Origin of the sequence: Serratia aquatilis (assembly GCF_044865145.1) — a bacterium.
Classification (GTDB): domain Bacteria; phylum Pseudomonadota; class Gammaproteobacteria; order Enterobacterales; family Enterobacteriaceae; genus Chania; species Chania aquatilis.
The window spans coordinates 2,887,588-2,911,154 of sequence record NZ_CP173186.1; the positions used below are offsets into that span (position 1 = coordinate 2,887,588).

A 23,567-nucleotide genomic window follows, 5' to 3' on the forward strand; every position below is an offset into this window, starting at 1 on the left:
ACCAATACCACGCCTTCGATCAGCATGTTGCTGATTGCCAGTGGGCTTGGTTGTTGGCTTTAAAGCCTGTTAGCGTTCCGGCTGGAAGCTCTAGAGTCTGATATATTCACCACCCGAGTCACACGTGTTTAATACGTTCGTTCAGTGTTTCCACAATGAAGGCGTTTACAGAGACCTGACTCTCAGCTGCAGCACGGATTAATCGCTCACCAAAAGACTCAGGATAACGTAAGGTAAATGTCTTGATTTTTTCCTGTTTGGTGTATGGTTCAATACCTGCAGCACTGCAATCATCCAAGTATTCGCGCAAAGATAACTCTCCCTCTTTCTGCAACCCCTGAATGCTGTCAGAAACAAAATCGCAATATCCTGACAGACCAAGGAACTTGCCGCGAAACATGTCAATTTCTGGAACATAGCTGATAACAGCGGGTTGCCCAGCTATTTCCATAGTGTTGGGCTTAGCTGGTTTCGTCATGGTTTCACTCCTATGCTTTCCAACCATTCACGCAGGCTGACCACTACGCCTTTGTCTGAATCAGGTGAGGGGTGAGGGCGGTGAAAATTAGCGATGCTGTTATTTAACAGAAACTTGCAACGCGAACCACGCCCCTCTTTAACTTCCCCTCCCAACGCTTTTATCAACGATTCTACATCTGACCACTTTATCCCGGACAAAACAGGTGTTTTAAAGATCTGTTCTAACGTGTTCTTTTGCCTTTTCCTTAGCGCTGAAATCTGTTCTTCCATCTCGCAGCCCATGAAGTCACTTTATGAAGTCATTATGTGCAATATTTAATATGAGATCAATTTATGAAGTCACTATTACTGAGTGCACTGCTGTTAACTCAGACTGAGGTATCAACCACTGCCATTCACTACAGACCAAGTATTAAAAGATTATTACCCGCGAGAAGCACCCGCGCCCACCTCAAATGAGCGCGGTTGCAGCCTGGTTGTTATTCAACTGGTGGGCTGGATCTCAAACCACCCGGCGCGCAAAGTCTCTCGGTCGGAAACCCAAGATCCCCAACACCGCAAAGTAGCTCACGGCACCGGCTACGACTACCACCGCCAAACGCAACAGGCGGGCCAGCATATTGCCTTGATCCCACGCTGGCATAAACCACAACACACCAAGCAGAACGGCTGACATTACCAGCACAGCGGCTACCAGCTTGGCCAGGAATATTGCCCAACCCGGCTGAGGCTGGAAGATCTTCTGCTTACGCAGTTGCCAGTACAGCAGCGACGCGTTCAGACAGGCCCCCAGACCAATCGATAATGAAAGCCCGGCATGTTTCAGCGGGCCAATAAACATCAGGTTCATAACCTGCGTCATGATCAACGTAATGATGGCAATCCTGACCGGTGTTTTGATGTCTTGCCGCGAGTAAAACCCAGGAGCCAGCACTTTCACCACAATCAGCCCCATCAGGCCGACAGAATAAGCCACCAGCGCACGCTGCGTCATCGCCGCATCAAAAGCGGTGAATTTCCCATACTGAAAGAGTGAGACCGTGAGCGGTTTAGCCAAAATACCTAGCGCAATGGCACTCGGTAACGCCAGCACAAAGCATAAACGCAATCCCCAATCCATCAGACGGTTGTATTCATCATGATTGCCGCTGGAGAAACTCTTCGCCAGCGAGGGCAGCAAGATAGTCCCCAATGCAACCCCGAGCACCCCAGAAGGAAACTCCATCAGGCGGTCAGCATAGTACATCCATGAAACAGAGCCCGAGGCCAGGAACGAGGCAAAAATGGTGTTGATAATCAGTGAAATCTGGCTCACCGAAACCCCCAGAATTGCCGGCCCCATCTGGCGCATCACTCGCCATACCCCTGCATCATTCAGTTTCAGGCGCGGTAGCACCAACATGCCTATCTTCTTCAGATGCGGTAATTGGTAACCCAGTTGCAGCACGCCCCCGGCTACCACCGCCCAGGCCAGCGCCAATACCGGCGGATTGAAATAGGGGGCGGCGAACAGCGCGAAGCCGATCATGCTGACGTTAAGCAGCGTGGGCGCGAAGGCCGGGATCGAAAAACGGTTCCAGGTATTGAGGATCGCCCCTACCAGTGAAGCCAATGAAATCAGTAGGATATAAGGGAAAGTGATGCGCAGAAGTGCCGAGGTGAGTGCAAACTTGTCCGGCGTGTCGGTAAACCCGGGAGCGGTAATGTAAATTACCCACGGCGCGGCCAACATGCCCAATATCGTCACTATTGCCAGCACCAACGTCAGCAGGCCGGATACATATGCAACAAACGTTCTGGTTGCCTCTTCCCCTTGTTGGCTTTTGTATTCCGCCAGAATAGGTACAAACGCCTGTGAGAAAGCCCCTTCGGCAAAAATGCGCCGCAACAGGTTCGGCAACTTGAAGGCCACAAAGAAAGCATCGGTGGCCATCCCAGCCCCAAAGACGCGAGCGACAATAGCATCGCGCGCAAAGCCCAGCACCCGCGAGAACATGGTCATCGAACTGACGGCAGCCAGTGATTTTAGTAGATTCATGTGGTTTTTCTGATGAGTACGACGTGTAAATATCAACGCCTGCATCCGCAGGCGTCAGTTGAGTGGCGATAGTCTACGTACCCAGGCAGGTAATAGCTACCGCCAGATGTTACATGGGGTTACCCGGCATCACGCAGCATTTTTTCGAGCAGACGCTGCGCATAAAGCGCCTGCTCGCCGGCGGTGTCTGGCCTGGTCTGATTGCCTACCGCCTGAATAAAGTGCTGTACCGCTCCGGCAAAGCCACGTTGTGCCAGCGTTGATTGCCACCCCGGCACTGGCTGCTCAATAACACCCTGCCGATCTTCTCGCAGCCATTGGCGCATGTCATTCACTTGATAAACCGCTCCGTCGGTTACCGCCTGCACGCTCTCCCGCTGGCTACCCGCGCGGCGATGCATACTGGTAGTCACCAGCGTCTCCCCGCAGGCAAAATGATGTTCAGCGTAAAGCATTTCACCTGAATCGTTAGCACGCAGGCTACCGCTCAGCAGGTTACCGGCCCCGCTCCCCAGCCACAGTGCGGTATCTACCACATGCAGATAATCATCCAGCAAGGTAAAGCTTAGATCGTTGGGTCCAACGCTGTCAGCACGGTGTTTATCCATCCTTATTGAAGCAGGCAATTGCATTTGCTGTTTCAATTGGCGATACAAAGGGGCAAAACGGCGGTTAAAGCCGACCATCAGCGCCTTACCGCACTTATCTGCCAGAGCAACCAGTTGCTCCCCCTGCTCAGCGGTTTCGGCTAACGGTTTATCCACATAAACATGTACACCGTGTTTTAGCAATTCACCAACTACCTCAAAATGGCTGGCGGTACTGCTGTGCACAAACACCGCATCGCACTGCTGAGCCAGACTATCGAGCTGGGAAAAACAGGCCATACGGTAGCTGTCGCAGATTAGTTTGGCCTTCTGCTGATTGGGTGAAAATCCGCCCACCAATTGCCAATCAGTTGCCTGACTGAGCAGTGGCAAGTAGGCTTTTTGCGCAATTCCACCTAAACCGACAACGCCGATACGCAATTTACTCATGTTATCCTCGCGCCTGCAGATCCTGCAGTTGTTGCTTTAACTCGGCAACTTCTGCCTCCAGTAACGCAACGCGTTGATGCAGATCGCTGCCCTGAGCTTCCAATACTTCAGCAGGCGCTTCATCGATCTGACCACTAAACAGATGCATAAACCGGCTTTCACGCCGGCCAGGTTCACGCGGCAGGCGTACGACAAAGGGACCATCTTCACGCGTAGTCAGTTGTTGCAAGATCTCTTCAACTTCGCTGACATCGTTGAATTCATGCATACGATTGGTGCGTGTCCTGAGTTCGCCAGGCGTCTGTGCACCACGCAGCAACAGTGTGGTAATCACGGCCAACTCGGCGGGAGATAATTTCAACTGGCCGAATTCGGAATTGCAAAAACGCTGCTCATATTTCATCACCCGGTTACCAAAGCCACTCACTGTGCGCAAAAAGTGTCTGCGCAGCAGTAAATCGAGGATCTGTTGGACCTCGCTTTCCGACAGGTCCATCACCGGTTCCCTGTTGGTTTTCTGGTTACAGGCCAGCGTGATCGCATTCAGAGAGAGTGGGTATTGATCGGGCGTAGTTACCTGCTTTTCAAGCATGCAACCAATCACTCTGGCTTCTTTGGCATTCAATTCATATTTCATTTACGGCCTCAGCTTGGTGGTAGCCATTCATTATTAGTCAAGGCAGTGAGCACGTGATCCTGCCACTTTCCGTCGATCAGCAAATAGTCTTTGGCGTAGCCTTCACGTTCAAAACCCAACCGGGCAAGCAGCGCGCCACTCCGCTGGTTGTGCGGCATATAGTTGGCCATAATGCGATGCATCCGTTGCTGACGCTGCATATAACGAATAGCCGATTGCAATGCTTCTTGCATCAATCCCTGCCCCTGCCACTTCTCACCGAGAGAGTAGCCAAGGAAGCAGGCATGAAAAGAACCCCGCAGCACATTGCTGAAATTGGCGACGCCGCGCACTTCGTGTTCTTCCTGGTCGAGCAGGATAAAATAATAAGCGCTGCCCTGTTTTTGCATTTCCGTAATCACACCCAGCCGCGCCTGCCAACCTGAGGGATAGCAATGGCTCTCATCCCTTATCGGTTCCCAAGGCTTCAGAAAAGCCCGGTTTGCTGCATAATATTCAGCCAGGCGGTAGTCATCCCGTTCATAAACCAAACGGACGACCAACCTGTCGGTGGTAAGGCGAACTTTCGGTGATGCAGAGCGATAGCCAAACATCATTTCTCCCGTAGTTAAAACGGTACGATAAGAAGTATTGATTAGGTGAGCGTCTGAATGATAAGGCTGGCGACGGCACCACGGACAGTTAAGGGACACAGCCTAACCTTATTACCTTCAGCGCCAACGTGATGATGGTCAGTAAAGGGTACAGAACCGTACGTACTCACAGTTAATATAACCGCAGCTCGCTCCGCAGGTAAGACCCCTTCTGTTCAGTAAATAGGCATTTAATCATTCTGACTGTTTTTTGTACTCCTTTATCGCGCACGTAACATATTGACGATAAAAAAATATTATCTATTGTCCCCCTATCAGCCTCAGCGCATTGAGTAGAGAATAAGCGAGTGGCCTTTCTCTCCCTCATACATAGTTCGTGGTGAAGCATGTCTCTGTTATCGCAAGCTCGGAGCTTGGGTAAGTATTTTTTATTATTCGACAATCTGTTAGTTGTTTTAGGATTTTTTGTTGTCTTCCCACTTATTTCCATTCGTTTTGTCGATCAACTCGGCTGGGCTGCGCTGATCGTGGGGCTTGCGTTAGGGTTACGACAACTGGTTCAACAAGGCTTGGGGATCTTTGGCGGAGCGATTGCCGACCGCTTTGGTGCCAAACCGATGATAGTCACCGGCATGTTACTGCGTGCGGCGGGCTTTGCTACCATGGCAATGGCTGATAGGCCCTGGATCCTGCTGTTTTCCTGTGCCCTTTCCGCCCTTGGCGGCACGTTGTTTGATCCGCCACGTACCGCGCTGGTGATCAAATTAACCCGTCCGCATGAACGTAGCCGTTTCTTTTCTCTTCTGATGATGCAAGACAGTGCCGGAGCCGTGGTCGGCGCATTAATCGGTAGCTGGCTACTGCAATACGATTTCCATTTTGTCTGCTGGGTGGGGGCAGGTATTTTTGTGCTGGCTGCAGGATGGAACGCCTGGTTGCTACCCGCATACCGTATCTCTACTGTCCGTACACCAATGAAAGACGGCATGATGCTGGTGCTGCGTGACCGCCGTTTTCTGACTTATGTGCTTACGCTGACAGGCTACTACATGCTTTCGGTACAGGTGATGTTGATGTTACCCATCCTGGTTAACGAGATCGCCGGTACGCCGTCGGCAGTGAAATGGATGTATGCCATTGAGGCGGCGCTGTCACTCTCTTTACTTTATCCACTAGCCCGCTGGAGCGAGAAACATTTCAGGCTGGAGCAGCGGCTGATGGTGGGTTTACTGCTGATGACACTGAGCCTGATCCCCATCGGCCTTGCCGCCAGCCTGCAAATGGTCTTTATCCTGATTTGCTGTTTCTATTTGGGATCTATTATTGCCGAACCGGCGCGCGAAACCCTGAGTGCCTCGCTGGCCGACGCGCGTGCTCGTGGTAGTTATATGGGATTCAGCCGTCTTGGGCTTGCCCTCGGTGGTGCATTAGGCTATACCGGTGGCGGTTGGATGTATGATACCGGGCATGCACTGGGAAGACCGGAGCTCCCTTGGTTTCTGCTGGGGCTGGTTGGTTTTATCACGCTGTTTGCCTTGTATTGGCAATTCAATCCGCGTTCCGCCACACCAGCGATAATCAGCGGTGGTTAAGTCAGCCGGATATTGACACGGGCGGTGATCAACAGCGCGGTGTTATTGCCAAGGGCAGAGCATTTTTCTGTTGTTGCTAGTCAGTTAGCAAGAAAAGGCATGCAGAAAAGTTTATTATGGCGAATTGCCAAGCCACAACCTTGCGCAGCAGATAGCGTTGGCTGTGATAACTATTGCTTTTGAAACCTGACGAAGGGAACAAGCATGAAACTTTTTATCTACGATCATTGCCCATTTTGCGTGAAAGCCCGCATGATTTTCGGCCTGAAGGATCTGTCAGTCCGCCTGGTCACCCTTCTCTACGACGATGTAACCACCCCTACCGCCATGATTGGCAAGAAAATGGCGCCAATCCTGCAAAAAGACGACGGTACCTTTATGCCAGAGAGCATGGATATCGTTCATTATATCGATGGTCTGGACGGTAAACCCATCCTGACGGGGCAAACCAACCCCGCGATCGCTGCATGGCTGAGCCATGCCCAAAGTTACACCGGCAAGTTGTTAATGCCGCGTTTTGCCAATGCCGATTTCGAAGAGTTCGCCACTGACAACGCGCGTGGTTATTTCGCTGATAAAAAGCAGAGCACTGGCGTTGATTTTGCTGCCCTGCTTGCCGACAGTGCGGATTTGATTGCCCAATTGGAGGAAGATCTGCAAACCCTATCAACGCTTATCGTGTCCCCTGATGCAGTCAACGGCACGCTTTCTGAGGATGACATTCAGCTCTTCCCACTGTTGCGTTCACTGTCGATAGTGGCGGGAGTCACGTTGCCCGATAACGTGGAAGCCTATCGCAACCGGATGGCCAAGCGCTGTGAAATCTCGTTGCTGCTGGATATGGAACAGTAGTAATAGGTCGATTTGCGGGTAGTCGAGCCCTGTCACGCTGTTGACATCAGTACCAGTCTGAAACCGATTTAGCTGTGGGCTATGCTTACAAGCTTTTCCAAGAAAGCACTGCTGCAATAATCGGTTTCAGCATTATCCGAAGTCTAAACTCCCCATCGCGCTACATCATCTGCTATTCTGCTTGACGAACAAATTTTCCTTTGCTGACGCATGGCGTTTTTACTCAGTACTTTTCAGGCAGCAGCATGAAATCCGCCAGGTAAAAGCGCTTGTCTGCAGCATATCCGTTGACAGTGTTATGAGGCACGAATGAAAAAGATCCTGATGAGCATGGCCGCACTGGTCTTTGCCAGTCTGCTTGCTGGTTGCAACCCATTGACCCAATACACCATCAGTGAGCAGGAAGTGAATGATTACCTGCAAAAACACAATGACTATAGAAAACAGATCGGTGTTGCGGGGCTGGTTGATGCCAATATCGTGTTAACCCAGTTGCAAAGCCAGATTGGCCGCACTGAACCGGGCAAAGTTACGCTTTCAGGTAATGCCAAGGTGAACATCACTTCGATACTCGGTCCACAAGACGCCGATCTACAACTGACGTTGAAGGCACAACCCGTCTACGATCCCGAAAAGGGTGCCGTATTCCTCAAAGACATGGAATTGGTTGATTACAAGGTGCAACCGGAAAAGATGGATACGGTGATGAAAGCGCTGACGCCTTACCTCAATCAATCGCTGAAAACCTATTTCGATCAGCAGCCAGCGTTTGTGCTCGACTCAGAAAAAAGTAAAACAGAGGCGCTGGCACGTAAACTGGCCAAGGGACTGGAAGTCAAACCCGGTCAGTTAGTGATCCCCTTCACCGACTAACTTTACTGGGCGCAGTTTGTAACCACTGTGCCCAATCACCTTACTCGTCTTCCCCCGGCCCTTGTTCCTGCTGCTCATATTCTGCCAGTTCATCGCGCATTGCGGCTATCGCCTCACGAGTGAGTAATGCCAACGTCCGATAGAAACCGCTGGTCGCGTGTGCTTCTACTTTACCCAGAAAACGCCCACACCACGGCAGCAAAAACTCGTCAAACAACGTGATTTGTGCCTGCGCTTCATCTGCTTGCGATTGATCTTCCAGCCACGAAGCGGCCAGTAATAACGAGCCAAAGTGATCGGCCGGGGCTTCACCTAACGGCATGCCCCTTTGCTGCAGGAAAACGCGGACTTCAGCTTCGTTTGCACCTTCAACGTAAGCCGAGCGGAACGGAGAAACGCTGCACTCGCTGCCAACAAACATGGCGTTAAAATCGGCAGCCAGTAGATGGGCTTCACAGTGCTGTTGCAGACGCGTCAGCAGTTCATCCTGTTCCAACGGCCAATGCTGCTGAAGTTTACCCTCTTTGATTAGAGTAAAAAGGGGAATCAGTAATGGATCCTGCGGCTGGCGGTAAAACAGCGTACCCAGCACCCGGCAAACAACGGAAAACTCATTCATGATAAAGCCCTATACAAGACAGAAAATTTCCCGCGACGATGTCACAGAACCGCCAATTCCGCAATCGCCGGCTTACCTCGCTGCTCCAGAAAGTTCAGTATGCGGCGTGGTGACACATTTAGGACACGCTCCTGCGGGAAATCAACATCTTTAAGAATACGCTCACAGTGCTCGAAACTGCCAAGAGAAAAGGCCACGTGCGAATCGGAACCAAGTGCCAACCATCCCCCTGCATCACGCACCGCCGCCGCTATAGCACGGCAATTCGCTTCACTGCCCTTGCGCGAATGGCTGAACGAGGAGTTGTTGAGCTCCAACGCAACTTGATACTTCGCAGCCGCTGCCGCAACGGCAGGGATATCGATCGGATACTTCGGGTTACCAGGGTGGCTGATGATATGCACATCCCCTTGCGCCATGGCGGCAATCATCGCTTCGGTATTGGCAGCTTTGCCTTGGGGAGCAAAAACCGGCTCATGAAACCCAGCAATGATCAGATCGATTTCATTGAGCATTGGCCCAGTACAATCAATATCACCAGCCAGGTTTTTAATATTGGCTTCGATACCACGCAGGATGCCAATCCCATCCACCAGACGCGGCCAGACACGCATATTCATAAAGTGCCAGTAATGTGGCGCATCGGCCATATCTGGCCCATGGTCAGTGATAGCAAACAGCTTGATGCCCTTGAGCTTCGCTTCGGCGATATAGTCGTGCAGAGTACTATAGGCATGGCTACTGGCCACGGTATGCATATGTAAATCAACGGGGTACATTCTTTCTCCTTCTTTGGCGCTCAACGCAGTCATTGGAGGGATGGGCGATCTTTGGTCAGCATAGCAGTTAATAATGACACCAACAGCGTACAGGAATGAGAAATATTACGCAGTAACCCTTTTGGGCGGTCAAGGAACACAGCTCAGTAGCCACGTTGAATATCCACCAAACCAGCAGGTGATTTTCCGGCTTCAATAGCCAGAATATTGGTGCTGACCTGATCCATCGCCTGTGCAGGTAAGGTAACAGCAGCAATATGCGGCGTCATTGTGACACGGGGGTGAAGCCAGAAGGCATGGGGCTGCGGTAGTGGCTCTCTGACGAAGACATCGAGCGTGGCTGCCGCAATTTGCCCTTGATCCAGCATCTGTAACAGATCGACTTCGACCAGATGCGCACCGCGCGCCAGATTAACCAGATAAGCCCCAGGCATCAGGTTGGCGAACAACTGGCGATTTAGAATGCCTACCGTTTCCGGCGTATGCGGCAACAGATTGATCAACAGACGCGTACCATTAAGAAATGCCATTAGCTGTTCCTTGCCAGCAAAACTTTGCACGTCAGCGATCTGTTTATGGCTCCGGCTCCAGCAACGCACATTGAAACCAAACTCCACCAGTTTTTGCGCCACACTGCCCCCTAATACCCCTGCACCCAGAATGCCAATGGTAAAGTTATCCTGCTGGTGGGGTTCCAGCGGCAACCAGTTTTGTTTTTGCTGCTGTAATTGATACTCATCAAAACGGCGGAAATAGCGTAAGACGCAAGCCAGTGCATACTCCTGCATCTGTTGCACCATGCCAGTGTCTTCCAGCCTGACCAGTGGTACTCCGGCGGGCAAGGTTCCAGGCTGTTGGCGCTCCTGTTGCAAAATGGCATCAACGCCAGCCCCCAAGGCAAAAACGCCTTTCAGGTCGTGCCGATTGGCCAGCATCTCATGCGGTGGGTGCCATACCAGCGCGTAATCCGCCGGACGATCATCCCCCGGCTCCCAAGCCCTGATGTTGGCTTGCGGCAATCGCTGCGCCATTCCGGTCAACCAATCCTGCGCTTCAAAAAACGGGTGATAGAAAATTATGTTCATAATCAGCTTCCTTTTGTTATGCACGCATCTTTTCGCGGTTTGCAGGCCGTTGCAAGCATAAGACTGTTTTTACCGGTTTGCATTCCTACAATAACGGCATTTACAACAGACGCGTATCGCTTGAAGCGAGTGTTTTCGTTGGTCAAATCAGCAAATAGCGCTAAGCAGAGGCGAATGGGAGGATTGAGGCGCTGGCTTGGAAAGCGTGGCTATCAAATGCTCAATAAGATGGCTAACGACGAGGAATTACACAGCGAATTATGCCCTTGCAGACCATTTCCGCTACCTATTCGGGTTAGGCCATGTTCCTTAATTGTATGCCAGCGGCGCTCACGTGCAGTTAAGGGACACAGCCTAGCCTTTACGAATCACTATTGCAGCTTATATTGGTTTTATCCCTGATTATTTTTGCCTAATAACAATCAGGCTCAGCAGGATGGCTATCGCCGTTAACGTGTGGCGACTTCACGAAGACTCCCTTCCAAGGAACCGTTCCTTTATTCACCAGGTAATGCGCTTCTCCAGGGTCACATTGCAGCACATCGCCCTCTTGCAGTATTTGCATCTCTCCGTCCAGATACAGGCACACTTCGCCACTAAGGGTATAAAACACTTCGCAAACTTCTTTGTGACGATGATTTCTGAATGACTGCCCTGGCTGCAACACCACAACACCTAAGTCGCACATCGGTCCGCGGATCAAATATTTCGGGCCGTTGTCACCAAACCGATAGGCGTGATCCATCTCATTGGTCTTGATCATTCTGTGTCTCCTTCTAAAGACCGGGTGCCTTCCACATTGAAGTCGTCAACCCATGATCAACCAGGCCAAGTTGATCATGGTAAACCGCTAACCATTTTTGACGAGCCTGTTGATAGATCGTGTAATTTTCCGGGTTAGGTAAATGTTCCCGGTCCCAGCGCACCAGCCTTTCCCCCGCTTCAGCCAAGGATGAATAGATCCCGACCCCAACACCCGCCGCAATCGCACACCCTAACGCAGTCGCTTCTTTCACCACCGGAACCCGCACGCTCATCCCGGTAACATCGGCCAGTATTTGGCTCCAGAGTTTGCCCTTCGATGCACCACCAGCAAACACCAGATAATCTGCCTTAGCACCTGAAAACGCTTCGATCTGTTGCAGGTTACAGGCCGACACCATGGCCGCATTCTCTTCAAGGGCACGGAACAGCGTGGCTTTGTTGCATTTTTCAGCATCAATCGACAGATTGATAAACGAAGGGGCCGCGTGATACCAGTTCTTAAAGCGCATCACATCAGAGAAAATTGGCATCACACCGTGGGCTCCTGCAGGCACTCTTTTAGCCATCTCCTCCAGCAAGGTGTAGGCATCAATACCTAAACGCTCGCTGATCAATTTCTCTTCGGCGCAGAAGGCATCCCGAAACCAGCGCATGGTGAGTCCGGTAAAAAAGCCGATCGACTCGGCCTGAACCATTCCCGGTATAACATGCGGATTTATACGCACATTCATATCAGGATCCGTGACTGGTGCAGGAAGATTCACTACCTGTTGCCAGAAGGTGCCACCCAGTACGGCAGTTTGTGCTGGCCTGACAATCCCAAGCCCCAGGCAACCCAATTGCACATCCCCACCGCCAACAATCACCGGCGTACCAACCTTGAGACCAGACAGTTTGGCCGCTTTTTCTGTAACCTGGCCTAATGGCGTCCCCGTCTCTTTAACTGGCGAAAGCATGTCGGAACGTAAACCGGCCATTTCCAGCAAACCACCTCGCCAGTCACGAGTCTCCAAATCAAGCAGCCCGGTTGTACCTGCGTTTGATGGGTCGACCGCCAACTCACCGCTGAGCATATAAGCCAGCCAGTCACTGATCATGGTAACCGCCGCCGCACGCCGATAGATATCCGGGCGATGGTGTTTCAGCCACAGCAGCCTGGGCATCGCACTTAGCGCAAGCGTTTGCCCTGAGCAGCGATAAATTTCATCTTCAAACGTATGATTGTAAAGCTCCTTCAGTTCAGTGACTTCATGTGTTGCCCGCGCATCCACATTGGCGCAAGCCCAGATTGGCTGGTGTTGTTCATCGTAGATCACAATCCCTTCACGCATTGAACAAGCCGCTACCGAGGCAATGGACTCCGGCGTAATGGCCGCGCTGTTTAGCGCCTGATAAATGCACCGGCAGGCAAGCTGCCAATTCTTATCAAGATCGAATTCCATTGAGCCCTGTACATCAGGAACAGCCAGATGTTGCCATTCAGCTTGCCCTACTGAGACTTGGTTACCTTCCAGATCAAAAATCACTGCTCTGACGCTACCCGTGCCAGCGTCCAGAGCCATCAGGTATTGGCCTGAGGTGATAGGAGTACAGAGTCGAGCCATACGTTTGTCCTCTGCTGGTGTTGCTTCAATGTGTGAAAAGGATTTGGTCTGTCACAGACTAATGACTTTTATAAAAATTATTATTCTTCAATTAATTTCAGTATTTCTGCCGCAGTGTTCTGGTCGGTAACTAATGCGTTGATATAGTGCCCCTTCATAGCGGCAACGATTGCCTCGGCTTTTTGTATTCCCCCAGCAACCCCAACGACGGTAGGGATAGTTGCCAGCGCACTTAAGCTCAAGCCAATTAATTCATTATGAATTTTCATCTCGGGGATAATTTCGCCGTTAGCATCAAAGAAATAACCCAGAATGTCACCAACCGCGCCTTTGCGGCCAATCATCAACTGCTCGCCTTCCGTTATATAGCCCGCACGTAAAATAGTAGCGAACTCCTTTTGATTAACCGCACCAATACCTACCACCGCCACATCGGCCGCCTGGGCGGCAAGCAGGACATCTTTGACACTGTTTTCATTACGAAGCGTTCGGGCAATATCAGCCGAAGAGGCCCGCAACGGCGCCGGGATCATGTTGACACTGCAAGCAGCATCCAGTTGCCCGATACCGGTCATATAGGGCCCTACGCCGCCTGAAAGCGTCACCAGACGAATTTGCTGCGAGGAAATAAACCCGCTTAACCTCTTCAAGGTGCTCATGGTGGCTTCACCAAACCCCGCCGCCAGCAACGCCTGAGGCTGCAGGAGTTCCATCAACATGTGGGCCGCGCCGATCCCCAGTCTTGCACTATCATCTACCTCGGCCAAAGCAGGCAACACGCGGATATTTTTCAGATTAAAATGCCTTTTCAACGCATCCTCATACTGAAGGCAGCCTTCGAAACGGGAATTAATCTGTACCCGTATGATCCCTGACTGATGCCCTTTCTCCAGCAGCCGTGAAACCTTAAGACGTGTGATCCCAAGCCGTGTACTGATCTCGCTCTGCGTTAAACCGTCGTGGTAGTAGAACCACGCGATGCGGGCGACTTGCTCCTCTTCGCACATACCCTGTTCGGCTGTGAATGCATTGTCATTTATCGTCATAAATCCGCGTCTCTTTGAACATTTTAAAATCTTGAATGCAATTGTTCTGTTATCAGCCAAGAATAGCTGTGAACTGCGCCACAAATATCCACCAAAAATGAACTTTAGTTTTCATGAAATACAATTATTCATAAAACGTGATCGAAGTGATGGTTTTATCACCAAAGCATAGCTAAGGTTATGAACAATTCGTTTTCCAAAAAATATTTGTTCAACTCAGTAACCCACTTGCGGGTGAACGGAGGCAAGATGCAAAACGGTGAAAACCCCGTTCCACCGCTGCTCAGCGTACGGAACATCAATAAGCAATATTCTGGCGTTGAGGTACTGAAAAGCATCAACTTTACCCTGCATGCAGGAACGGCACACGCCCTACTCGGAGGCAATGGCGCGGGAAAGTCGACGCTGATGAAGATCATTGCTGGCATTGTGCCGCCAGATGGGGGCTCAATCGAAATCAACGGCAAGCGTTGTACCAACCTGACTCCGGTAAAAGCCCATCAGTTAGGGATTTATCTGGTTCCGCAAGAACCGCTGTTATTCCCCAGCCTGTCGGTCAAAGAAAACATTTTGTTTGGCCTGCCTGCCAAACAGGGCTTTGTGAAAAAAATGCATCAGTTACTTGAATTATTAGGATGCAAACTTGACCCCAACAGTATGGCTGGTTCGTTAGATGTCGCCGATCGCCAGATAGTAGAAATCATGCGCGGATTAATGCGCGACTCACAGATCCTGATCTTGGATGAACCCACCGCTTCACTGACTCCTGCCGAAACAGAACGCCTGTTTACCCGCCTGCGAGAACTGCTTGGCAAAGGTGTTGGCATCGTGTTTATTTCCCATAAACTTCCCGAGATCCGCCAGATTGCCGACTGCGTCAGCGTGATGCGTGACGGTAAAATTGCCTTGACGGGGAGCACCCATTCGCTGACAACCGATGAGATCATCCAGGCAATCACACCCGCCGCACGTAATCTCGATCTTTCTGCCAGCCAGAAACTTTGGCTTGAATTACCGGGTAACCGCCCGACCAACGAGCATGGCAAAGCGGTGCTGACGCTTAAAAATCTGACCGGAGAAGGTTTCTTACAGGCCGCGTTCGCCGTCCATGCAGGGGAAATCCTTGGTCTTGCCGGCCTGGTCGGGGCCGGGCGAACAGAGTTGGCTGAGACACTGTATGGTTTACGCCCAATACGCACAGGCAGCATCACACTCAATGGTGAAGAGATTGCCAAATTGACCACACAGCAGCGGTTACAACGCGGCTTGGTCTATTTGCCGGAAGATCGGCAGTCTTCCGGCCTGTATCTGGACGCTTCATTATCCTGGAACATCTGTTCGCTAACGCATAATACCAACGGATTCTGGAGCCGTGCGCAGCGTGATAACGCAACCCTTGAGCGTTATCGCCGCGCACTGAATATAAAATTCACCCATCCGGAACAGCCCACACGCACGTTGTCTGGCGGCAACCAGCAAAAAATCCTCATCGCAAAATGCCTGGAAGCCTCACCGCAAGTGCTGATTATTGATGAACCCACTCGTGGCGTAGACGTCACTGCGCGAAATGACATCTATCAGCTCATCCGCAGTATTGCCCAGCAAAATGTCGCCATTCTACTTATTTCATCCGATCTCGAAGAGATTGAAATGATGGCAGATCGCGTCTACGTGATGCATCAGGGCGAAATTACCGGGCCAGCGCTTTGCGGCGACGAGATTAATGTCGACACCATTATGCATATGGCTTTTGGCGAAGAACATGCTATTCGGCCCTCCACTCGTCCTACAGATCATCACGGAGAGTCATCATGCTAAAGCTGATACAGAACAATAGAGAACTGACCGCACTACTGGCAATTATTGGCTTATTCGCGCTATTGGGGATCATTGATAGTAATTATTTCAGCTTCCAGACGTTGACCATGATCTTCAGCAGTTCGCAGATCCTGATGCTACTGGCCATCGGCGCTGCGCTGGTAATGCTGACCCGCAATATAGATGTTTCCGTTGGTTCGATCACCGGGATGTGTGCAGTTCTGCTCGGGTTAACGCTCAGTGCAGGATACAGTCTGCCTTTCGCCTTCGCCGTCACCCTGCTACTCGGCCTACTGGCCGGTTTTATCAATGGTGTTCTGGTAGCGTGGTTAAAAATTCCGGCTATTGTGGCAACACTCGGAACGCTTGGGCTCTATCGCGGCGTCATGCTGCTGTGGACCGGTGGCAAATGGATCGAGGGGCTACCAAGCTCGCTTAAGCAACTCTCCTCCCCTGTTTTATTGGGCATCTCACCCATCGGTTGGCTAACGCTGATATTGCTGGCGTTAATGGCTTGGGTACTGCTGAAGACATCCTTTGGGCGCAGCTTTTATGCGACTGGAGACAATCTGCAAGGCGCGCGCCAACTCGGGATACGCACAGAAGCCATCCGCATTATCGCTTTCTCTCTCAATGGGTTAATGGCTGCTCTGGCAGGGATCGTTTTTGCCTCACAGATTGGTTTTATTCCCAACCAGACCGGGACCGGGCTGGAGATGAAAGCTATCGCTGCCTGTGTTCTGGGAGGCATCAGCCTGCTGGGAGGTTCTGGAACGGTAGTCGGTGCCATTCTGGGCGCCTATTTCCTGACACAAATCGACAGTGTGTTAGTTCTTTTACGCATTCCGGCATGGTGGAACGACTTTATTGCCGGCCTGGTTCTGCTAGCCGTGTTGATTTTTGACGGTCGGCTGCGCTGCGCGCTGGAAAAGAATATCCGGCGGCAAAAATATGCTCGTTTTACCGATCCCCAAGCCTCTTCTCAGGCAACCAATTCCGCCACAAAACATCCTACGCAGAGAAAAAACCAGGAGATCATCGAATGACACATTGGCAACGTTACGGATGGGAATTGGCGCTGGCGGTTCTGCTTGTAATGGAGATCCTGGTTTTTGGCCTGGCCAACCCGCGCATGTTGGACATTAACGTTCTGTTGTTCAGCACCAGTGACTTTATCTGCATCGGGATTGTGGCCTTGCCTTTGACTATGGTGATCGTCAGCGGTGGCATTGATATCTCGTTTGGTTCCACTATCGGCCTATGCGCCATAGCGCTGGGCGTGATGTTTCAAGCAGGTATTCCTTTACCGCTGGCAATAACCTTCACGCTGGCATTAGGAGCACTGTGTGGGTTAATTAACGCCGGGTTAATCATCTACACCGGTATCAATCCACTGGTTATCACTCTGGGTACGATGTATCTGTTTGGTGGCAGCGCCCTGCTGCTTTCAGGGATTTCAGGGGCAACCGGCTATGAGGGTATCGGCGGTTTTCCCATGGCCTTTACCGATTTCGCTAACCTGACGGTGTTTGGTCTGCCGGTTCCTCTGACCATCTTTATCTTTTGTGTACTGTTGTGCTGGTTACTGATGCACCGAACCCATAGCGGACGCAACATTTTCCTGATTGGCCAGAGCAGCCGAGTGGCTCAGTACAGCGCCATCCCGGTTAATCGTACCTTGTGTGCTCTCTATTCCATGACTGGCTTCGCTGCCGCTATAGCGGCGGTATTACTGGTTTCTTATTTCGGTTCGGCACGTTCCGATCTGGGTGTTTCATTCCTGATGCCCGCTATTACCGCCGTCGTTCTTGGCGGGGCGAATATTTACGGTGGTTCAGGCTCGATTATCGGCACCGCCGTTGCCGTTTTATTGGTGGGTTATCTGCAACAAGGGTTGCAGATGGTCGGCGTAGCCAATCAGGTTTCCAGCGCACTCTCAGGCGCGCTACTGATTATTGTCGTAGTGGGACGTTCAGTCAGCCTGCATCGACATCATATTCAGGAGTGGATCCAACGAAGACGTACCATCAGGCAGGATTAGGCTGTGTCCCTTAACTGTCCGTGGTGCCGTCGCAGACCCAGAAGCCCATTATCAAGGCGGAGGGCGAAGGACATAGCGGGCCTCTGTTCAAGCCCGACAACGCAGAGGATGGGCTTTGGGGGCGCGACCCGCAGGACTGGGGCCAGTTAAGGGACACAGCCTGACATACTGCTCTTTTCAGACACACTTCTTGTGGCAACGCGATATACGGAGAAAAACATGACTATACAACGTATCAAAAAAGCCGCGCTGTTAGGCCTGCTCGGCATGGCTTCACTGAGCATTAGCGTGCAGGCAGCAGAGCGCATTGCATTTATCCCCAAACTGGTTGGCGTCGGTTTTTTCACCAGTGGTGGTAATGGTGCGCAAGACGCGGGAAAAGAATTGGGGGTCGATGTGACTTACGATGGCCCAACCGAACCCAGCGTCTCGGGGCAAGTGCAGTTGATCAATAACTTTGTCAACCAGGGCTATAACGCCATTATCGTTTCTGCAGTCTCCCCTGAGGGCTTATGCCCGGCGTTAAAACGCGCAATGCAACGTGGCGTAAAGGTACTGACCTGGGACTCAGACACCAAACCCGAATGCCGCTCTTATTACATCAATCAGGGTACGCCAGCGCAATTGGGAAGCATGCTGATCGATATGGCGGCAAATCAGGTACAAAAAGAAGAGGCTAAGGTTGCATTTTTCTACTCTAGCCCAACGGTAACCGACCAAAACCAGTGGGTTAATGAAGCCAAACGTAAAATCGAAAAAGACCATCCTGGCTGGAAAATTGTTACTACGCAGTTTGGTTACAACGATGCCACCAAATCACTGCAAACCGCCGAAGGTATCCTGAAAGCCTACGACGATCTCGATGTCATCATCGCGCCAGATGCCAACGCCCTGCCCGCCGCAGCACAGGCTGCAGAGAACCTGAAACGTAGCAATGTCGCCATCGTCGGCTTCAGTACTCCTAACGTCATGCGCCCGTATATCCAACGTGGAACGGTGAAAGAGTTCGGTCTGTGGGACGTGGTTAATCAGGGGAAAATCTCGGTGTATGTTGCCAACGCCTTGCTGAAAAATGGCGATTTGAAGGTTGGTGACAAGCTCGATATCCCTGGTGTCGGCCAGGTAGAAGTCTCAGCGAACAGCGTACAGGGCTATGACTACGAAGCAAAAGGAAATGGCATTGTGTTGTTACCTGAACGAGTGGTGTTTAACAAAGAGAATATCGACAAATATAACTTCTAATCTATCGAGCAAAAGTTCATATCTGCTGATTTTTTATTCCAATGGAGTAACGTAATGGCTGATTTAGATGACATTAAAGATGGTAAAGACTTTCATATTGACCAACCGCAGAAAAACACCCTTTTTGGCTTGAAGGGATGCGCTGCTCTAGATTGGGGAATGCAATCCCGTCTTGCGCGTATTTTCAATCCACGGACTAATAGAACCGTGATGTTGGCTTTCGATCACGGCTATTTTCAGGGGCCAACCACCGGGCTGGAGCGTATTGATATTAATATCGCGCCACTGTTTGAACAGGCCGATGTATTGATGTGTACCCGGGGTATTCTGCGCAGCGTAGTTCCCCCAGCCACTAATAAACCCATAGCCCTGCGTGCTTCTGGTGCGAACTCCATTCTGACAGAATTAAGCAATGAAGCGGTAGCCGTCGCTATGGACGATGCGGTACGTCTTAATAGCTGCGCCGTCGCGGCTCAGATTTATATCGGTACCGAATATGAGCATCAGTCAATTAAAAATATCATACAGTTGATTGATGCTGGCCTTAAGGTGGGAATGCCTACCATGGCTGTGACCGGTGTAGGCAAGGATATGGTCCGCGACCAGCGCTATTTCTCATTAGCCACGCGTATTGCCGCAGAAATGGGCGCGCAAATCATCAAAACCTACTATGTAGAAAAAGGGTTTGAGCGCATTGTTGCGGGTTGCCCGGTGCCGATCGTCATCGCTGGTGGAAAGAAGCTACCTGAACGGGAAGCATTGGAAATGTGTTTCCAGGCAATTGACCAGGGTGCTTCTGGTGTCGATATGGGCAGGAATATTTTCCAGTCGCAGGCTCCAGTTGCCATGATCAAAGCGGTGAATGCGATTGTTCATCACAACGAGACCGCAGAGCGAGCTTATCAATTGTTCCTTAGCGAAAAAGGATAATACCGGTTACAGTTGGCGATTAAAAAGTGACATTCCCTCTTTCTCAGGAAGAGGGAATGCATTTGTCAGACCACGTTCCTTTAATGGAGATATATTATGCACGTTACACTGGTCGAAATTAACGTTCATGACAACAAGGTTGAACAGTTTATTGAAGTCTTTCGCCAAAACCATTTAGGCTCCATTCAGGAGAAAGGGAATTTGCGCTTCGATGTATTACAGGATCCTGAAATCCCAACGCGGTTTTATATTTATGAGGCTTACGTCGACGAGCAGGCGGTTGCTTTTCATAAAACCACCCCACACTATCAAGCCTGTGTCGAGAAGTTAGAAGCGCTGATGAGTTGCCCACGCAAGAAGACGGTCTTTATTGGCTTGATGCCTTGATGACATATTATTCAACAGGCGTTTGCCGGGTCGCCCCTAAGCTATGATTGCAGTGCGGAACCGCCACCTTCCCTGCCATAAAGAGAGACGGCTGAGTTTCGAGTGAGCGGTGATGTACTTGAGCGGTTTACCAATTGGCATTAAAGTTCGCAACCTCAGGCCAGCCGCTATTTCAGCCTGACTTTGCAGCATTGCGAACACGGCTTAACCGCCCGCGCCAAAACAGTGAAAATACGCTTGACCGCCCCCCTGTGTCTCCTTATAGTACGCCCCGTTGCACTGAGTAACGGGGCAACAATACGGTGAGGTGTCTGAGTGGCTGAAGGAGCACGCCTGGAAAGTGTGTATACGCGTAAGCGTATCGAGGGTTCGAACCCCTCTCTCACCGCCAAATTTAACAAAAAAGCCTGAACGCAAGTTCAGGCTTTTTTGTTGCCTATGACCAACGCAACTGCGCAGAGAAGCTGGCGGTTGTGTTTGCGGGTTCAGCTATACCAGGGTTACTTCACGTGCCCACAGCCCACAAAGGCTACCGCGCCAACATTTTTGCCATATTAATCGCCTCGATAAGCTGCTGGCGATTCACTCGCGGCGAATTGCTGTCCAACAGGCTCTGCCACAAACCGATCGCCCGCGCATAGTCCGCTTGCATAAAAGCATCTGCGGCCAGCAACATCAAGGCTGATACTTCTTCTTTATCCATCTGCAAGGCTTTTTCTATGTAGCCCGCCGCCTCCGGCGTCAGATGCTGCCCAGCCTGATAATAGAGCACCGTCGCCAGCGCGGCATAAAGCTCCGCATTGCTACCCCGCAACGTCAACGCCTGCTGATAAGCCTTGAGCGCGGCGTCAAAATTATCTGTGTAAAGATAATATTCCCCCAATTCAGCCCACAGCACGCTGTCTTGCGGAGTCTGGCTAATTTTTTGCTGTAACCGCATCAGCCCACTATCGGCCTGTTGTGGTGGAGTTAGGCTCTGTAACTGCTGTTGAGCCAACAGGCTTACCGGGCGACCGCTCACCAGATAGAGACCAACCGCAATCACCAGTACCAAACCGATACACAGCTGATGAAAACGGCGCGGCGTCATGGCTTACTCCTGCTGCGCCACAGCACAAAACCGATCAATGCCAACATCAGCGGCGGCAGCCCCCACAAGATCAGGGTTGAAGCCGCTAATTCGGGTTGATAGCGCACAAAATTGCCGTAACGCGCGGTCATGAAACTCATGATCTCACTTTCCGTTTTGCCCTGCTCCGTCATGGCAAAAACCTCATGGCGCATGGTGATCGCAACTGGGGCATTAGACTCCAGCAGATTCTGGTTCTGGCACTGCGGGCAGCGTATTTTGGCCGCTACCGACAGGGCGTGTTCTTTTACCACTGGCGAGGAAAATGCCCAGGTATCGACCACCTGTGCCCGCAGCGGCCATGCCAGCAGGCACCACCACAGCAAAATGGTTATTCTGGTCATGGCTTCCTCCTTTGCCAACTGGCGGCCAGCACACCAATCATCATCAATGCACCACCCCACCAGATCCAACGGATGCCGGTCTGCACGTAAAAACGCATGGCATAGCGATCTTCACCACTCTTTTCACCCATCACCACGTACCAATCATGCAGCACGCTCCAATCGATGCCTGGTTCAAACATCTGCTGCCGACGCGCGGTATAAAAACGCCGCTCCGGCCTGAGCTGCGCTACCGCTTTACCTTGCTGTGAAACATCAATCACCGCCTGTTCGGTGGTGAAATTACCCTGCGCCTGAAGCTCAATCGAGCGGAACGAGAATTCGTACCCCGCCAGCTCTACGCTTTCCCCTACGGTCACATTCAGGCTAACTTCATGGTGTTGCAGCGATGAACACCCGATCCCCAAAGCGACAAGTAGCACGCCGGAATGCGCGATCCACTGCGGAAGCTGGCGACGAAAACCACCGACACACATGAATATCAGCGCTAACAGCCCAAAAGGCAGCAGAACCAGATTGAAGTAAGGCGCCCCCACAGAAATCTGCCCCCACCCCATCAGCCGGTAAAGCATCGGGTAGAGCGTGCCAATCAACACGATCAGCGCAGCCGAACTGAACAGCAGCAATGTCACCAACAGCACAGGTTGAGCGGGTGGCGCCGGTTGCTCCCCTCGGTTGGCACGCAGGGCGTAGATCAGAAAAGAGGCACCACTCAGGAAAGCAAACAGCACGAATAACGGTAATGCTCGCTGTTCGTCCAGCGCGAAGGCATGTACCGAGAGCAACACACCGGAACGCACGATCAAGGTTCCCAACAGGCTGAGCACAAAGGTCCCGAGCGCCAATAGCAGTGACCAATGCCGCAACCCGCCGGTACGCTGGCTGACGGAGAGACTGTGCAACAATGCCGTTGCGGTCAACCAGGGCAGTAAAGAGGCATTTTCGACCGGATCCCAAAACCACCAACCGCCCCAGCCCAACTCACTGTAGGCCCACCAGGACCCAAGAATGATCCCGGCGGTGAGAAAACACCAGGCCGGAGAAGCCCAGCGCTGGCACTGCGCTGCAATCTGGGCGCTAAACTCTCCTTTAATTAGTGCAGCCAGCATCAAGGCGCTACAGACGGCAAACCCGGCATAGCCGAGATACAGCAAAGGCGGATGCAGGATCAGCCCGATATGTTGCAACATCGGGTTCAAGTCACGCCCTTCAACCGCTGAAGGGAAAACGCGAACAAAGGGATCGGAGAAGCACAGAATGAAAATCAGAAAACAACCGACAATCAGCGCCAAGATCGCCAGCGTAATAGAAGCCAGCGGATCCTGCGGCTTACTACGCCAAGCGAAACTGGCGGCCCAACCACTCAGGCACAGTAACCACAGCAGTAACGAGCCTTCGTGGCCCCCCCACAGCGCCCCGGCTTTAAGCAAGCCTGACAACTGACGGTGCCCATGCTGGGCAACGTACAGCACCGAAAAATCATCGCGTAAAAACAGCAGCAGCAGGATAGCGAACGCCAGCGCGACCAAAGCAAATATCGCCAGGCTCCAACTGCGGATTGGCAACAACGCTACCCGAAAGCGCGCGAACAGCGTCACGCCAGATATCAGCAACGACGCTGTACACGCCAACAACAGTGCACCAAATCCCAATTCGGGTAACCACAACAGCACGTT

Annotated in this window: 24 protein-coding genes and 1 tRNA gene; 10 read left to right on the forward strand and 15 right to left on the reverse strand. The window is 51.6% G+C overall.

The window, feature by feature from the left end:
• Positions 1 to 118: 118 nt before the first annotated feature.
• From SAQUA_RS13015 to rimJ, 6 genes are all read right to left on the reverse strand, one after another.
• A complete protein-coding gene (locus tag SAQUA_RS13015; protein ID WP_380675545.1) occupies positions 119 to 478 on the reverse strand; it encodes a type II toxin-antitoxin system HicB family antitoxin in 360 nt (119 codons plus the stop codon).
• The gene (locus tag SAQUA_RS13020) at positions 475 to 750 is read right to left on the reverse strand and encodes a type II toxin-antitoxin system HicA family toxin (RefSeq protein WP_380675547.1); all 276 of its coding nucleotides are present in this window, start codon (positions 748 to 750) and stop codon (positions 475 to 477) included. Before SAQUA_RS13020 ends, SAQUA_RS13015 begins: the two co-directional genes overlap by 4 nt.
• Positions 751 to 982: 232 nt before the next feature.
• The gene (gene murJ, locus SAQUA_RS13025; protein ID WP_380675549.1) at positions 983 to 2,518 is read right to left on the reverse strand and encodes a murein biosynthesis integral membrane protein MurJ; all 1,536 of its coding nucleotides are present in this window, start codon (positions 2,516 to 2,518) and stop codon (positions 983 to 985) included.
• Positions 2,519 to 2,637: 119 nt separating this feature from the next.
• Positions 2,638 to 3,555 carry a Gfo/Idh/MocA family protein gene (locus SAQUA_RS13030; protein ID WP_380675551.1) on the reverse strand — a complete coding sequence of 306 codons (918 nt, stop codon included), beginning with the start codon at positions 3,553 to 3,555 and terminating at the stop codon, positions 2,638 to 2,640.
• A 1-nt stretch (position 3,556) separates the two neighbouring features.
• Entirely contained in the window at positions 3,557 to 4,192 is a 636-nt protein-coding gene (locus SAQUA_RS13035) for a YceH family protein (protein WP_380675553.1), read from the reverse strand.
• A gap of 8 nt (positions 4,193 to 4,200) precedes the next feature.
• Positions 4,201 to 4,785, reverse strand: coding sequence for a ribosomal protein S5-alanine N-acetyltransferase (rimJ, locus tag SAQUA_RS13040; RefSeq protein WP_380676024.1), 585 nt, complete (start codon positions 4,783 to 4,785; stop codon positions 4,201 to 4,203).
• 386 nt (positions 4,786 to 5,171) lie between these two features.
• On the opposite strand from rimJ, the gene mdtH reads away from it, so the two are divergent.
• The 3 genes from mdtH to SAQUA_RS13055 all read left to right on the forward strand — a co-directional run bounded on the left by mdtH (position 5,172) and on the right by SAQUA_RS13055 (position 8,102).
• The gene (mdtH, locus tag SAQUA_RS13045; protein WP_380675555.1) at positions 5,172 to 6,377 is read left to right on the forward strand and encodes a multidrug efflux MFS transporter MdtH; all 1,206 of its coding nucleotides are present in this window, start codon (positions 5,172 to 5,174) and stop codon (positions 6,375 to 6,377) included.
• Between the two features lie 204 nt (positions 6,378 to 6,581).
• A complete protein-coding gene (grxB, locus tag SAQUA_RS13050) occupies positions 6,582 to 7,229 on the forward strand; it encodes a glutaredoxin 2 (protein ID WP_380675557.1) in 648 nt (215 codons plus the stop codon).
• Between the two features lie 309 nt (positions 7,230 to 7,538).
• Entirely contained in the window at positions 7,539 to 8,102 is a 564-nt protein-coding gene (locus SAQUA_RS13055; protein WP_380675559.1) for a lipoprotein, read from the forward strand.
• 40 nt (positions 8,103 to 8,142) lie between these two features.
• On the opposite strand, the gene SAQUA_RS13060 is transcribed toward SAQUA_RS13055, so the two are convergent.
• The 6 genes from SAQUA_RS13060 to lsrR all read right to left on the reverse strand — a co-directional run bounded on the left by SAQUA_RS13060 (position 8,143) and on the right by lsrR (position 14,000).
• Positions 8,143 to 8,721, reverse strand: a complete 579-nt coding sequence (locus tag SAQUA_RS13060) for a molecular chaperone (protein WP_380675561.1) — start codon at positions 8,719 to 8,721, stop codon at positions 8,143 to 8,145.
• A gap of 41 nt (positions 8,722 to 8,762) precedes the next feature.
• Complete coding sequence (locus SAQUA_RS13065; protein ID WP_380675563.1) at positions 8,763 to 9,500, reverse strand: phosphatase; 738 nt, start codon at positions 9,498 to 9,500, stop codon at positions 8,763 to 8,765.
• A 143-nt stretch (positions 9,501 to 9,643) separates the two neighbouring features.
• On the reverse strand, positions 9,644 to 10,585 hold the full coding sequence (gene ghrA / locus SAQUA_RS13070) for a glyoxylate/hydroxypyruvate reductase GhrA (RefSeq protein WP_380675565.1): 942 nt from the start codon (positions 10,583 to 10,585) through the stop codon (positions 9,644 to 9,646).
• Between the two features lie 412 nt (positions 10,586 to 10,997).
• The gene (locus tag SAQUA_RS13075; RefSeq protein ID WP_380675567.1) at positions 10,998 to 11,348 is read right to left on the reverse strand and encodes a cupin domain-containing protein; all 351 of its coding nucleotides are present in this window, start codon (positions 11,346 to 11,348) and stop codon (positions 10,998 to 11,000) included.
• A 13-nt stretch (positions 11,349 to 11,361) separates the two neighbouring features.
• Positions 11,362 to 12,954, reverse strand: a complete 1,593-nt coding sequence (gene lsrK / locus SAQUA_RS13080; protein WP_380675569.1) for an autoinducer-2 kinase — start codon at positions 12,952 to 12,954, stop codon at positions 11,362 to 11,364.
• Positions 12,955 to 13,034: 80 nt separating this feature from the next.
• Positions 13,035 to 14,000, reverse strand: a complete 966-nt coding sequence (lsrR, locus tag SAQUA_RS13085; RefSeq protein ID WP_380675571.1) for a transcriptional regulator LsrR — start codon at positions 13,998 to 14,000, stop codon at positions 13,035 to 13,037.
• 249 nt (positions 14,001 to 14,249) lie between these two features.
• On the opposite strand from lsrR, the gene lsrA reads away from it, so the two are divergent.
• The 7 genes from lsrA to SAQUA_RS13120 all read left to right on the forward strand — a co-directional run bounded on the left by lsrA (position 14,250) and on the right by SAQUA_RS13120 (position 20,809).
• The gene (gene lsrA / locus SAQUA_RS13090) at positions 14,250 to 15,818 is read left to right on the forward strand and encodes an autoinducer 2 ABC transporter ATP-binding protein LsrA (protein ID WP_380675573.1); all 1,569 of its coding nucleotides are present in this window, start codon (positions 14,250 to 14,252) and stop codon (positions 15,816 to 15,818) included.
• Entirely contained in the window at positions 15,812 to 16,864 is a 1,053-nt protein-coding gene (gene lsrC, locus SAQUA_RS13095) for an autoinducer 2 ABC transporter permease LsrC (protein ID WP_380675575.1), read from the forward strand. Before lsrA ends, lsrC begins: the two co-directional genes overlap by 7 nt.
• On the forward strand, positions 16,861 to 17,859 hold the full coding sequence (lsrD, locus tag SAQUA_RS13100) for an autoinducer 2 ABC transporter permease LsrD (protein WP_380675577.1): 999 nt from the start codon (positions 16,861 to 16,863) through the stop codon (positions 17,857 to 17,859). Before lsrC ends, lsrD begins: the two co-directional genes overlap by 4 nt.
• Positions 17,860 to 18,078: 219 nt before the next feature.
• Complete coding sequence (gene lsrB / locus SAQUA_RS13105; RefSeq protein WP_380675579.1) at positions 18,079 to 19,101, forward strand: autoinducer 2 ABC transporter substrate-binding protein LsrB; 1,023 nt, start codon at positions 18,079 to 18,081, stop codon at positions 19,099 to 19,101.
• A gap of 54 nt (positions 19,102 to 19,155) precedes the next feature.
• Positions 19,156 to 20,031, forward strand: a complete 876-nt coding sequence (lsrF, locus tag SAQUA_RS13110) for a 3-hydroxy-5-phosphonooxypentane-2,4-dione thiolase (RefSeq protein ID WP_380675581.1) — start codon at positions 19,156 to 19,158, stop codon at positions 20,029 to 20,031.
• A 96-nt stretch (positions 20,032 to 20,127) separates the two neighbouring features.
• Positions 20,128 to 20,418, forward strand: a complete 291-nt coding sequence (gene lsrG / locus SAQUA_RS13115) for a (4S)-4-hydroxy-5-phosphonooxypentane-2,3-dione isomerase (protein ID WP_380675583.1) — start codon at positions 20,128 to 20,130, stop codon at positions 20,416 to 20,418.
• Between the two features lie 301 nt (positions 20,419 to 20,719).
• A tRNA-Ser gene (locus SAQUA_RS13120) sits at positions 20,720 to 20,809 on the forward strand.
• A gap of 138 nt (positions 20,810 to 20,947) precedes the next feature.
• Here the strand turns inward: SAQUA_RS13120 and SAQUA_RS13125 are convergent.
• From SAQUA_RS13125 to nrfE, 3 genes are read right to left on the reverse strand one after another with little or no spacing between them, the layout of a single operon-like run.
• Positions 20,948 to 21,508 carry a tetratricopeptide repeat protein gene (locus SAQUA_RS13125; protein WP_380675585.1) on the reverse strand — a complete coding sequence of 187 codons (561 nt, stop codon included), beginning with the start codon at positions 21,506 to 21,508 and terminating at the stop codon, positions 20,948 to 20,950.
• Positions 21,505 to 21,891: a cytochrome c-type biogenesis protein CcmH gene (locus SAQUA_RS13130; RefSeq protein WP_380675587.1), complete on the reverse strand. Its 387-nt coding sequence runs from the start codon at positions 21,889 to 21,891 to the stop codon at positions 21,505 to 21,507. Before SAQUA_RS13130 ends, SAQUA_RS13125 begins: the two co-directional genes overlap by 4 nt.
• The gene (nrfE, locus tag SAQUA_RS13135; protein WP_380675589.1) at positions 21,888 to 23,564 is read right to left on the reverse strand and encodes a heme lyase NrfEFG subunit NrfE; all 1,677 of its coding nucleotides are present in this window, start codon (positions 23,562 to 23,564) and stop codon (positions 21,888 to 21,890) included. Before nrfE ends, SAQUA_RS13130 begins: the two co-directional genes overlap by 4 nt.
• Between the last annotated feature and the right edge of the window lie 3 nt (positions 23,565 to 23,567).